Origin of the sequence: Geobacter sp. DSM 9736 (assembly GCF_900187405.1) — a bacterium.
Taxonomy (GTDB): domain Bacteria; phylum Desulfobacterota; class Desulfuromonadia; order Geobacterales; family Geobacteraceae; genus DSM-9736.
Window position 1 is genome coordinate 2,872,718 of record NZ_LT896716.1, and the last position, 11,819, is coordinate 2,884,536.

At 56.8% G+C, this 11,819-nt stretch carries 10 protein-coding genes; all 10 read left to right on the forward strand.

All coding sequences use genetic code 11. From position 1 onward, the window contains the following. The first annotated feature begins 12 nt into the window (after nucleotides 1–12). The 10 genes from dnaJ to CFB04_RS13160 all read left to right on the forward strand — a co-directional run bounded on the left by dnaJ (nucleotide 13) and on the right by CFB04_RS13160 (nucleotide 11,818). On the forward strand, nucleotides 13–1,134 hold the full coding sequence (dnaJ, locus tag CFB04_RS13115) for a molecular chaperone DnaJ (RefSeq protein ID WP_088535687.1): 1,122 nt from the start codon (nucleotides 13–15) through the stop codon (nucleotides 1,132–1,134). Further along, nucleotides 1,134–1,700, forward strand: a complete 567-nt coding sequence (locus CFB04_RS13120) for a phospholipase D-like domain-containing protein (protein WP_088535688.1) — start codon at nucleotides 1,134–1,136, stop codon at nucleotides 1,698–1,700. The genes dnaJ and CFB04_RS13120 overlap by 1 nt, the downstream gene beginning before the upstream one ends. Before the next feature lie 220 nt (nucleotides 1,701–1,920). Next, a complete protein-coding gene (larB, locus tag CFB04_RS13125) occupies nucleotides 1,921–2,670 on the forward strand; it encodes a nickel pincer cofactor biosynthesis protein LarB (RefSeq protein WP_088535689.1) in 750 nt (249 codons plus the stop codon). A 40-nt stretch (nucleotides 2,671–2,710) separates the two neighbouring features. After that, nucleotides 2,711–3,874: a nickel pincer cofactor biosynthesis protein LarC gene (larC, locus tag CFB04_RS13130; RefSeq protein ID WP_088535690.1), complete on the forward strand. Its 1,164-nt coding sequence runs from the start codon at nucleotides 2,711–2,713 to the stop codon at nucleotides 3,872–3,874. After that, nucleotides 3,871–4,323 (forward strand): phosphatidylglycerophosphatase A, encoded by a 453-nt coding sequence (locus tag CFB04_RS13135; protein ID WP_088535691.1) that lies wholly within the window; start codon nucleotides 3,871–3,873, stop codon nucleotides 4,321–4,323. The genes larC and CFB04_RS13135 overlap by 4 nt, the downstream gene beginning before the upstream one ends. Nucleotides 4,324–4,367: 44 nt before the next feature. Continuing rightward, the gene (locus CFB04_RS13140; RefSeq protein ID WP_088535692.1) at nucleotides 4,368–6,092 is read left to right on the forward strand and encodes a hypothetical protein; all 1,725 of its coding nucleotides are present in this window, start codon (nucleotides 4,368–4,370) and stop codon (nucleotides 6,090–6,092) included. Nucleotides 6,093–6,122: 30 nt separating this feature from the next. Then, entirely contained in the window at nucleotides 6,123–7,361 is a 1,239-nt protein-coding gene (locus CFB04_RS13145; protein WP_088535693.1) for a competence/damage-inducible protein A, read from the forward strand. Between the two features lie 17 nt (nucleotides 7,362–7,378). Next, entirely contained in the window at nucleotides 7,379–9,496 is a 2,118-nt protein-coding gene (locus CFB04_RS13150) for an ATP-binding protein (RefSeq protein ID WP_088535694.1), read from the forward strand. A 144-nt stretch (nucleotides 9,497–9,640) separates the two neighbouring features. After that, nucleotides 9,641–10,666, forward strand: a complete 1,026-nt coding sequence (gene recA / locus CFB04_RS13155) for a recombinase RecA (protein WP_088535695.1) — start codon at nucleotides 9,641–9,643, stop codon at nucleotides 10,664–10,666. 3 nt (nucleotides 10,667–10,669) lie between these two features. Next, nucleotides 10,670–11,818: a type IV pilus twitching motility protein PilT gene (locus CFB04_RS13160; protein WP_088535696.1), complete on the forward strand. Its 1,149-nt coding sequence runs from the start codon at nucleotides 10,670–10,672 to the stop codon at nucleotides 11,816–11,818. Nucleotide 11,819: the final 1 nt, after the last annotated feature.

Genomic DNA, 11,819 nt, shown 5'->3' on the forward strand with positions numbered 1-11,819 from the left:
AAAGGACCCACTTTGGCAAACGGCGAAAAACAGGATTACTACGAGCTTCTCGGCGTTCACAGGAACGCGTCGGAAACCGAAATCAAAAAAGCTTACCGCAAGCTGGCAATCCAGTTCCACCCCGACAAGAACCCGGGAGACAAGGAAGCGGAGGAAAAGTTCAAAGAGGTCTCCGAAGCCTATGAGGTGCTCTCAGATGCCCAGAAGCGGGCGCAGTATGACCAGTTCGGGCACGCAGGCTTATCGGGAGCCGGCTTCTCCGGCGGCGGCTTCGGGTTTGGTGCCGGGTCTCCATTCGGTGACATTTTCGGTGATATTTTCGGTGACATTTTCGGCGGTGCCCGCCAACGAGGGCGGGGCAAGCGAGGAGACGACCTCCAGTACAATCTGGAGATCAGTTTCGAGGAGGCCGCCTTCGGAATTGAAAAAAGCATCGACGTCCCCTATGCAAAGCGGTGCGACACGTGTGGCGGCAGCGGGGCGAAGCCGGGCACCGACGCCACAACTTGCCCGACCTGCCGCGGCGCCGGGCAGGTAAGGTTCCAGCAAGGGTTCTTCAGCGTCAGCAAGACATGCCACCATTGTCAGGGCGAAGGCAGGATCATCGAGACTCCGTGCGGTTCCTGCCGCGGCACAGGCAGCATCAGAGACAAGAAGACGCTGTCCGTCAAGGTCCCCGGAGGAGTGGAGACCGGCAACCGCCTGAAACTCTCCGGAGAAGGAGGACAGGGGACCAAGGGCGGAGGAAACGGCGACCTTTACGTCTATATTACGGTAAAGGAACATCCGATCTTCACTCGGGAAAACAACGACGTGATCTGCGAGATTCCCGTGAGCTTCACCCAGGCCGCACTGGGGAGCGAAGTTGAAATTCCAACACTGGACGGCAAGGTGAACATGAAGATACCCGACGGGACCCAGTCCGGGCGGATATTCAGGCTTCGCGGAAAAGGAATACCTTCACTTCAGGGGCGGGGACGGGGGGATCAGCTCGTCATCGTGCGTATCGAAACACCCGTGAACCTGAACAAGAAGCAGCGTGACCTGCTTGAGGAGTTCGCTCGAATCAGCGGCGAGGAAGCCCACCCCATGCGTAAAAACTTTTTCGACAAGGTCATGGGGATCTTCAGCTGATGGACCGCCGGGGTCTCGGTTGCCGGCGGCGGCTGGCTCCGTTTCTGGCGCCACTCTCTCTTCTGCTGTGCCTGTCGGGAGCCGGAGAAGCCGGGGCAGGGCTGACAACCACCGCCAAGTTGACTCTCCTTCGGAACCAGGAATATGCAGCAGCGCTTCTTGAGAGCATCCGGAGCGCGAAGAGCAGCATCGTCTTCTCCTTCTACCTGTTCAAGGCAACCAACACACCCGGAAACCTGCCCGGCAAGATCGTTGACGAACTGATCGCAGCCCGCAAGCGCGGCGTAGATGTAACCGTCTATCTCGAGAAGAAGGCAGGAAAAGACCCGCTAATTGCAGACAACCGCCGTACCGCGGAGCTCCTCCTTCGCGGCGGAGTAAGGGTTCTCTTCGATTCTCCCAACGTAACCAGCCATGCAAAGGCCGGCATCATAGACAGGCGCTTCGTCTTCCTCGGAAGCCATAACCTGACCGACGGTGCGCTGCGCCGCAATAACGAGCTTTCGGTGCTCATCGACTCGCCGGAGCTTGCGGCGGAGATACGCTCGTACCTGGATCGCCTCTGAAGAATATTACTTCCTAGCACTCCCTCGGCCTGAAGCTTCCGCAACCGCTTCATCACTAGCCAAAACAATTTTTCGACTAGTTCTCCCTTTTCAACTCCCCCAGTTTCAGCCGTTACAGGCACTTCGCGGAGGGGCTCTCTCTGCTGAGAATCTGCTTTTCTTTGGCGGATCGCGTGGTATACTTTTTCTCCCCGTCCAACATTAGACAAGAGAAGGTGACATGAATCCCGACGAACTCAAATCATTGCTTCACAGCCTGAAGGAAGGAACTATCGAAGTCGGTGAGGCGCTCGACCGCTTGCGGAGCCTTCCTTTCGAAGACCTTGGGCATACCAACGTGGATCACCACAGAGGACTTCGCCACGGGTTTCCCGAAGTGATATTCGGTGCAGGAAAGAGTGTGGGGCAGATCGAAGGAATCATTGCAGCCCTCCTGGACAAGGGAAACAATGTCCTGGTTACCCGGGTTGAAGGGGAGAAAGCGCTCGCGGTCAAGAAGGCTTTTCCCGCCGCCATTTATCATTCCGACAGCCGCTGCCTCACGATCGAGCAGAGGCCGGTGAAGATTGTCGGCAAGGGCAAGATACTCGTCGTTTCCGCCGGAACCTCCGACCTACCCGTCGCTTCCGAAGCTGCCCTTACCGCACGTTTCATGGGAAACGACGTCGAGCAGCTTTTCGATGTGGGTGTAGCTGGTATCCACAGGCTTCTTGCACGAACGAAGCTTCTGTATTCCGCAGCAGTCATAATTGTCGTAGCCGGCATGGAAGGTGCCCTTCCTTCGGTCGTGGCCGGTCTTGCCGGAAAACCCGTAATCGGGGTCCCCACATCCGTAGGCTACGGCGCCTCCTTCGGCGGCCTCTCCGCACTCCTCGGGATGCTGAATTCCTGCGCCGGAGGTGTGACGGTGGTCAATATCGATAACGGGTTCGGCGCGGGGTACGCAGCCAGCCTCATGAACCGATCATGAACCTCGTTCACCTCAACCTTAAACTGTCTCCTGGAGTACGATGAACATCCTCTACTTCGATTGCCTTGCCGGCATCGCCGGCGACATGACCATAGCGGCCCTCGTAGACCTGGGAGTGCCCTTCCCCCTTCTCCGGGAGCAACTTGCCCTCCTCCCCCTGGATGCATCGTCCTATCGTCTGCACATAAAGCAGGTCGAGCGGCGGCATGTGACAGCCCTCCACTTCGACGTTGAAGTGTCTGAACGCCAGCACCACCGCCATTACTCCGACATAGACGGCATGATCCGGAAGTCGCTGCTGCCGGAGAACGTAAAGTATGTTTCGCTGAAAATTTTCAGGCGTCTCGCCGAAGCTGAGGCCAAGGTGCACGGAGTAGGCATCGAGGACGTGCATTTTCACGAAGTGGGCGCGATAGATTCGATCATCGACGTGGTCGGAACGGCCATCTGTCTCGACCATCTCGGCGCCGAACGCATCTACACCTCCCCCCTCCCCTACGGCAGCGGCTTCGTGGAAACTGCCCACGGACGGCTTCCGGTGCCTGCCCCTGCCACGGCCGAACTCCTTCGGGGCATGGCGGTTCATTTCGACATAGGCGCAGGGGAGCGCGTGACCCCCACCGGTGCTGCAATCCTCGCCGAACTGGCTGAATCCGTCCCCCCCCCTGCCATGCACATAAAGAGGGTCGGATGCGGTGCAGGCACAAAGGATTTTTCTGATGTCCCGAACGTGCTGCGGGTGGTTTCCGGTGAGGTCAGAGATGTATCCGATGATGTCTTCGTCATGGAAACACACATTGACGATATGAACCCCGAGGTGCTGGGTTTCCTCATGGAGCATCTGCTTGCCTCCGGCGCCCTGGACGTTGCCTTCTCTCCGCTGCAGATGAAAAAGAACCGCCCGGGAGTGCGTCTCACGATTATCTGCGGGCGCGATAAACGTGATGAGCTGGCCCGGGAGATATTGCACCATTCCACGGCCATCGGCGTACGGTATTATCCGGTGGAACGGGCTGTTCTGGAACGGGCGTCGGAAGAACGGGAGACATCGCTGGGACCGGTTCGGGTAAAGGTGACGACTGAAGCTGGCACAGTAGTCCGGATAGCGCCCGAATTCGAGGAATGCCGCCGCATAGCCGAAGAGCGGGGGATGCCGCTGATCGACGTTTACCGGATCATAGAACGGGAAACGGGGGGACAATGAGGCGGGCTGTCATTCTTCTTGCCACCTGGGGAGGCACCGGCTACAGCCCCGTAGCTTCGGGAACCGTGGGGACAATTGCCGCGATCCCGCTCTACCTGCTGCTTTCAAGGCTTTCTCTTCCCCTGTACGTGCTCACGGTAGTCACTTTCATCTTCCTTTCCTGCCGGATTGCAGGAGAAGCGGAAGAAGTTTTCGACGAGAAGGATTCGGGTAAGATCGTGATCGACGAGGTTGCGGGATTCCTGGTCACCATGACCGGAGTTTCTCCCTCCCTCGTTGCCATAGGTGCAGGCTTCGCGCTGTTCCGCCTCTTCGACATCATTAAAATCGAACCTGCGCGCTATTTCGACCGATGCGGGAAAGGGGGCTATGGCGTCGTTCTTGACGATGTTGCAGCGGGATGCTATGCACTGATCTCATTGCACCTGCTATTGAACCTGATTTCCTAACAGTGCAGGAACATGCACGCCGTATCCATGAGCCGGGCTTATACATGATGAAGAACGTGGACGACCGCATTTACAAAAACAGGTGGTTTCAGCTGCTGGCAGTTTTACTGGTAGTGGTGCCGGTAACTGTAAAAATCGCAAGTCCCATATGGGATATCGATGTATGGTGGCACCTGGCTACCGGGAGGGAAATTGTTCATACGGGCAGTTTCCTCAAGACCGATCCTTTCAACTCCATCCCCCCCTCGTATCTGGATCCTAACCGAATGTTCCTGCTTAACGGGTACTGGCTGGCGCAGGTTCTGTTCTACGCCAGTCATGCCTTGGGCGGACCGGCAGGACTTATCCTGTGCAAGGTTGCAATTTTTCTTGCAGTTCCTCTCCTGGTGTTTTCACATGGAGTGCGAAAGGGATGGGATTTTCGCTGCACTCTTCTCCTGATGGTTCTATGCGGATGGGTCTCCACCTACTTTTCCGCTGAACGACCTCAGATATTGTCGATGCTCCTTTTCGCAATGCTCATGCTTCTGCTTTCGCGAATCGGATACATCGGCAGCAAGGAAGACTCCGGCACCGTCGATCATAACTTAAAACCTGCTTTACTCCTCCCCCCCCTCATGGTTCTGTGGGCGAACAGCCATCCAGGATATACTCTCGGAGCAGCGGTCCTTGTACTCTATGCATTGTCCGAAACCACCCAGCATTTCATTCATTCCAAACCGCCGGCAAACAGAACTTCCCTGCTCAAAGTCGTCATTCTGATACTTGTTGCTCTCGCAGCAACGGGAATAAATCCCAACGGGTTCGACGCTTTCCTGGGACTACTAAAGAATGAAGGTTCCGATCTGCAGAGCCGAAGTTCGGAATACATGTCACCGTTTGCCGCATGGAAAGATCATGGCATCCTGGTTACTCCATTTTTCATTTATGTGGCGCTGTATCTGGTGACCTGTGGCTCCCGGGTTAAAAAGCTCGATCCAACTTTCCTCCTAATATCCCTTTCTTTACTGGTAATCAGCTTCAGAAGTTACCGCTACATCCCCTTCTTTGTTTTCGGAACCACCTTCGGGTTGGGAGCAGCTCTTAACTCAGCAGTATTCGGAAGCAGCAGGTTGAAGCGTGGGTGCACCATCCTGGCTATGTGCAGTCTTATACTGCTGTGGTACAGCTCTGCCAGATTTTTTCCCCGCGCCTACGCCTCCCTGGCTTCACCCGTAAACACATATCGTTTCCCTGTTGCGGCGTCCGATTTCCTGAAGAAGGAGAAGCCTTCAGGCCGAATCTTCAATTACTTCAACTGGGGAGGCTACCTTATCTGGAGTCTCTATCCGGAACATCAGGTTTTTATTGACGGAAGGTCCTTAAGCCTGAAAGCGTTCGATGAGTACACACGCGTTCTGTGGACACCGGAATGGAAGGACATCCTCCATCGGCACAACATGAACATGATCATCCTGTCCACAGTGGATGATTTTACCGGGGAGCTGTATCAAGTCGTCAACCATATCGCGGCAGATCCATCCTGGCACCTTGTGTATTGCGACGACACTACGTTTGTTGCATTGGAGGGAACCAGCAACCAGCCCTTGATCGCAGCAGGAGAGCTGCCGAAGCTAATGCTGTATCAGCAGGCCGCGTCCAAGGCCGAGCTGCTGTTGAGGAGGGGCATGAACAACCCGGCGGTATGGCAGACGCTTGCGACTGCATACAGCCGGACGGGGCATCTGGAAAAGGCTGCAGAAGCACGCAGAAGGGCATCAGGGAAGTAGACCGTTTCCGCTAAAGGTAAGCTGATTGGAATGAAAATAGCCCTCCTCTCAATAGGTGATGAGCTGCTCTTCGGTGAAGTCGTGGACACCAACGCTCCCTTCATCGCCCGGAAACTGTACGATCTGGGGTTCGGTAATGGCGCCCGTCTAACTGCCGGGGATGCGGAGGCCGAGATCGTGGATGCTCTGCAATACCTCTCGGAGCGAAGTGCCGCAGTCATAGTTACGGGAGGGCTTGGCCCCACGATTGACGACGTGACCGCGCGTGCCGCAGCGACCTTGGCGGGGGCACCCCTCGTCATAAATGAGCAGGCGCTCGATCATACGCGAAGAATGACGTGCAAACTGGGCGGAGATGCGGCCCTTGGTGAAAAGCAGGCACTGTTGCCGGAGCCGGCGGAAGTCATTCCCAATCCTGAAGGGACAGCCTGTGGGTTTCGCCTGGTATACGGGCGGTGCACCCTCTTCTTTCTTCCGGGTGTTCCGAAAGAGATGATGCGGATGCTCGAAGAAAACGTTCTCCCCTATCTCTCGAGGATGAGACAGAGCTCATCCACCCTGCAGACAAAGGTCCTCAAGGTGTTCGGGATCGCCGAAGCGGAAGTCGATCCGCTGCTGCTCGACGTGGCTGAACCGGGGGTAACCGTGGCGTTCGGCGTGGAGTTCCCGGAGATACTGATCAAGCTGCGGGGAGAAGGAAAATGCGAGGCGGAAGTGTCCGACCGGCTTGCGCGGGTCGCCGAAAGGGTAAGGGTTCGGCTCCGGGATTATCTGTTCGCCGAAGACGAGGAAACTATCGACACAACAGTGGCGAACCTCTTCCGCCGTACCGGCCTTACCCTTTCTCTTGCGGAATCGTGCACAGGAGGTCTCCTGGCAAAGCGGATCACTGACCTTGCGGGAAGCTCCGCCTATTTCCTCGAAGGAGCGGTCACCTATTCAAATGCGGCAAAGATAAGGGCGCTTCAGGTCCCCACAGAGCTTGTCGAGCAGGAAGGGGCAGTAAGCGAGTCGGTAGCCGCAGCAATGGCGGAAGGAATGAGGCGTGCTTCAGGGAGCGACATCGCACTTTCCATAACCGGCATTGCCGGCCCGGAAGGGGGAAGTGCGGAGAAGCCGGCTGGGACTGTCTACATAGCCTTGGCCGACTCCTCAGACTGTAGGGTGGTACGCTGCAATTTCCGCGGGAATCGCAACGAGATACGGCTCATCACGTCGTTCAAGGCTCTCGACCTGCTACGGCGGCATCTGTTGCAAAAGCTCGTGTAAAGAACGGTGGAGAGATCATGAACTCTTCCACATACCGGATTATGCACAAACTTGCCGTAGCGGCCGTAGCGGCCGCTCTCTGCCTGCTCGTGGCCGGGATATCATTTTCTTTCTTGATCCCGACCACACATCCCATACCTCAGTTCATCCAACTGGTTGGGCTGCTGCTACTTGCAGCGTCTCTCCTCTCCCTCAGAAACCTCACGAGAACTCACGCTCTGTCGCTCGATGACGCCAGGGACCAATATCGTCACCTGAAGCGTGAGGTGGAAAAGTGCGCCCTGAGGTACAGCAGCCTTCTGGAAGGTGCCGGAACCGCCATTTTCCTCTTGGACGTCGAGAAGGGAAGCCTGGAAGAGGTGAACAATATCGCTTTGGAGCTCTTCGGTTACAGCAAGGAGGAGATGCAGGCGCTGCAGGGAAGGGATCTGGTGGCTGAAGAGGAAAACGGTCGGTACACCTCGCTGATGGCGGCGCTCCTGCGCCGCGGCAGAGCTCGTGCCGAGGGGTTCAGGTTCAGGCGAAAAGACGGGCTCCAATTCATGGGAGACATTGACGCCCGCACGATCGAACTGGACGGAGAACGGGTGATTCGCATAATGATCCGGGATGTAACCCAAAAGCGGAAAGCCCAGCAGGAGGCACGGCAGCGCAACCGTGAACTTTCGACCCTCATGAACTTCATGACGAGAATAAACGAAAGCCTCGACCTGCAGTCGGTGCTTGACGCAACCCTGCGGGAAACGATAGAGGTGCTTGAAGGTGATGCAGGCATCATCCATCTGGCGGAAGAAGGGCGAGAGCATCTCCTGCTCGCTGCGACTCACGGAATATCATGTGGACTCAGGGAGAAGATAGGCAACTGCAGTTTCGGCACAACCACTCCCTGTTTCATAGCGACAACAAGCCACCGACACTCGGTCGAGGAACTGGATGGTGCATCATGCTCTCTCGGTCGCCTGGCTTCCTCCGATGGATGGCTATCCTCCGCGGCGGCTCCTCTTCTCGCCCAGGGCCGCCTGATCGGTGTCATGCACATCCTTAGTCGTAGTCGGCGCGAATTTTCAGAATCGGAACTCAGCCTCTTTGCCACCATTGGAAGCCAGATTGGGATCGTGATCGAGCATGCTCGCCTCTACGCCAAGTTGAGTGCCCAGACGGAGGAGCTCTCCCGCTCATATCGACTCCTGGAAAAGGAAAGCCATTACCTTGCCGTATCACAGCGCAAGCTGAGCCATAATTTCGCTGTTGTGGAGCACGCCAACAGGGAACTTGGTCGCCTCGACAAAATGAAGAGCCACTTCCTCGGGATGATTTCCCACGAGTTCCGGACACCGCTAACGGGCATCATGAGCGGCACTGAATATTTGCTGGGCCGGCTGCACTCCATTGACCAGGACGAACTGACGGTCCTCCGGACGGTTCACGAAGCCGGTGTGAGGCTCAACGAAATAGTTAATGATCTGATGCGCGTCGCTCGGATCGAGGCCAGGACCATGAGCGTAAATGCAGACGTGCTGCATCTCGGTGAAATTGTGGAAGTAATGCAGGAACGGTTCGGTCCACTCCTCCGGGATCGGGGACAGAGGCTGGTGGCTCCGGACCTGGACCACCTCCCTTACTTTTCCGCCGACCGCGAGTACCTGGAGGAGATATTCACCAAGCTGATCGAGAACGCCGTCAAATTCAGCTCGGACCGGGGGGAGATAGTTATCCGCGGGCGCCTTGTCGACCGTCATGCCCTGCAGGAAAAGGAAAAGCGCCTGGCTGCATTCTGCAGCACCTTTGTCGAACGAATCGGAGAAGCGTCGTACCTGGAAGTGGAGGTCCGGGACAACGGCGTCGGCATCCCTCCTGAGGAACAGACAAAGATTTTCGAAAAATTTTATGAAGTAGGAGACATTCGTCACCACTCCAGCGGCAGGCACAAGTTCCAGGGAAAGGGAACCGGAGTAGGTCTCGCCATCGTCAAGGGAATGGTTGAGGCCCACGGCGGCATGGCGTGGGTTGAAAGCCCGTCATGCACCGGATGCGGAAGCTCCTTTTTCCTTCTACTCCCCCTTGAGGAGGGGGTACAGCAACCCTCCTTCCCTTTCATGCCTTCTGCTGAGTCACTCCTCGACGGCTCCCGGTAACTTCCCACCCATACTCGCTGGCTTCCCAAGGGCTGCTCAAAAAGATAAGCATTGAAAATTCTGCGAAAAATATGCTATGTGTGGGCTCTTCATACGTGACGGAAATGGCCGTGGAACCGCGCCAAATGGCGGCAAGGAGACGATATGCTGGAACGGGACAAAGCAATAGACTTAGCGGTAACTCAGATCGAGAAACAATTCGGCAAAGGGGCCATCATGCGCCTTGGCCATGACGAAGCCCTGCCTGACATAGCTGCGATCCCTACAGGCGCCCTTTCGCTCGATGCTGCGCTTGGAGTCGGAGGCGTTCCAAGAGGCCGCGTCATAGAAGTCTTCGGACCGGAATCCTCCGGCAAGACGACACTTGCCCTCCACGTGGTTGCCGAAGCTCAGAAGCTGGGAGGAATTGCGGCTTTCGTCGATGCTGAACACGCCCTCGATATCGGGTACGCGCGCAAACTCGGTGTGAAGACAGACGATCTGCTCGTATCCCAGCCGGACACGGGGGAGCAGGCTCTCGAAATTGCCGAAATGCTGGTGCGCAGCGGCGCAATCGATGTCCTGGTCATCGACTCGGTTGCCGCACTGGTGCCCAAAGCGGAAATAGAGGGGGAGATGGGAGACTCCCACATGGGGCTGCAGGCGCGGCTAATGTCCCAGGCGCTGCGCAAACTCACCGCCATCATCTCCAAGTCCAACTGCTGCGTCATTTTCATCAACCAGATCCGGATGAAGATCGGCGTGATGTTCGGCAACCCGGAAACGACAACAGGCGGAAACGCTCTCAAGTTCTACGCTTCGATCCGGATGGACATCCGGAAAATCGCTTCCCTCAAGCAGGGTAACGACGTGATAGGCTCACGCACCCGCGTGAAAGTCGTCAAGAACAAGGTGGCCCCTCCCTTCAAGGAGGTAGAGTTCGACATTCTGTACGGGGAAGGGATTTCAAAAGAGGGGGACCTTCTCGATCTCGCAGTTGAACGCGGCATCGTCGAAAAGAGCGGCTCCTGGTTCTCCTACGGAAAAGACCGGATCGGGCAGGGGCGCGAGAACGCACGGCTCTATCTCAAGGAGAACCCTTCGAGCGCGGTTAAGATCAGGGAAAAGCTCCTCTCCGTCCTCGGCCTGAAAAATGTCGGAACCGCTGCCGGTGCCGACGCCGGAGCATAGGCGATGGAGCTGAACGAAATACTGACCATTGCCGTAAAGGCGAGAGGGTCCGACATCCACGTAAAGTCGGGGCTTCCGCCGGTGGTACGGATAAACGGCAAGCTTCATCCCATCCCCAACGCTCCCCGTCTCGGTGCGGAAGCTGTCGAGGCCATGGCCTTCGGGATGATGAACAGCCGTCAGAAGCAGCAGTTCCAGGACCAGTACGAAGTGGATCTTGCTTACGGAATCCCGGGCCTCGGCCGTTTCCGCGTCAGCGTCTACCGGCAGCGCGGCAGCATCTCGATGGTGTTCAGGGCGATTCCCATTACCATCCCCACCCTGGAAACCCTGAACCTGCCGCCGGTGCTCACCAAGATCTGTTCGGAGGAGCGAGGTCTCATCCTCGTCACCGGGACCACCGGCAGCGGAAAATCCACTACCCTCGCGGGGATGATCGAGTACATCAACGAACGCCGATCCTGCAACATCATCACGATCGAAGATCCGGTGGAGTACCTCCACAGGGACAAGAAGAGCATCATAAGCCAGCGCGAGGTCGGGCTTGATACCCTCTCCTTCGGAAGCGCATTGAGGAGCGCCCTCCGTCAGGACCCGGATGTCATTCTCGTCGGCGAGATGCGAGACCTGGAAACCATCGAAACCGCGCTTAACGCGGCGGAAACGGGCCACCTGGTCATGTCCACCCTTCACACCCTCGATGCCGCCGAGACCATAAACCGGATAATTTCAGTCTTCCCCCCCTATCACCAGCGGCAGGTGCGGATGCAATTGGCAGGTGTCATCAGAGGGGTCGTTTCCCAGAGGCTCGTCCCGAGGATAGATGGGAAGGGAAGGGTGCCGGCGGTGGAAGTGATGCTCGGAACTGCCCGCATCCGTGACTGCATCGACGACAAGGAGAAGACAAAGCAGCTTCCTGAAGCTATAGCACAGGGATATGTCTCCTACGGAATGCAGACCTTCGACCAGTCGCTCATGCAACTCTTCACGAAGAAGCTCATCTCATATGAAGAAGCGCTGCGTCAGTCCTCCAACCCGGACGACTTTGCACTGAAAGTCTCGGGAATCTCCTCCACCTCCGATAATACGTGGGACCAGTTCGTCAAGGAGGAGGAATCCTCCGAGGGGGAATCTCTCCCTCTTGAAAGGTAGT

Coding starts and splice junctions, on each gene's coding strand:
- larC (WP_088535690.1), top strand. CDS start 2,711: ATGAACATCCTCTACTTCGATTGCCTTGCCGGCATCGCCGGCGACATG.
- CFB04_RS13160 (WP_088535696.1), top strand. CDS start 10,670: ATGGAGCTGAACGAAATACTGACCATTGCCGTAAAGGCGAGAGGGTCC.
- CFB04_RS13120 (WP_088535688.1), top strand. CDS start 1,134: ATGGACCGCCGGGGTCTCGGTTGCCGGCGGCGGCTGGCTCCGTTTCTG.
- CFB04_RS13135 (WP_088535691.1), top strand. CDS start 3,871: ATGAGGCGGGCTGTCATTCTTCTTGCCACCTGGGGAGGCACCGGCTAC.
- CFB04_RS13150 (WP_088535694.1), top strand. CDS start 7,379: ATGAACTCTTCCACATACCGGATTATGCACAAACTTGCCGTAGCGGCC.
- CFB04_RS13140 (WP_088535692.1), top strand. CDS start 4,368: ATGATGAAGAACGTGGACGACCGCATTTACAAAAACAGGTGGTTTCAG.
- larB (WP_088535689.1), top strand. CDS start 1,921: ATGAATCCCGACGAACTCAAATCATTGCTTCACAGCCTGAAGGAAGGA.
- CFB04_RS13145 (WP_088535693.1), top strand. CDS start 6,123: ATGAAAATAGCCCTCCTCTCAATAGGTGATGAGCTGCTCTTCGGTGAA.
- recA (WP_088535695.1), top strand. CDS start 9,641: ATGCTGGAACGGGACAAAGCAATAGACTTAGCGGTAACTCAGATCGAG.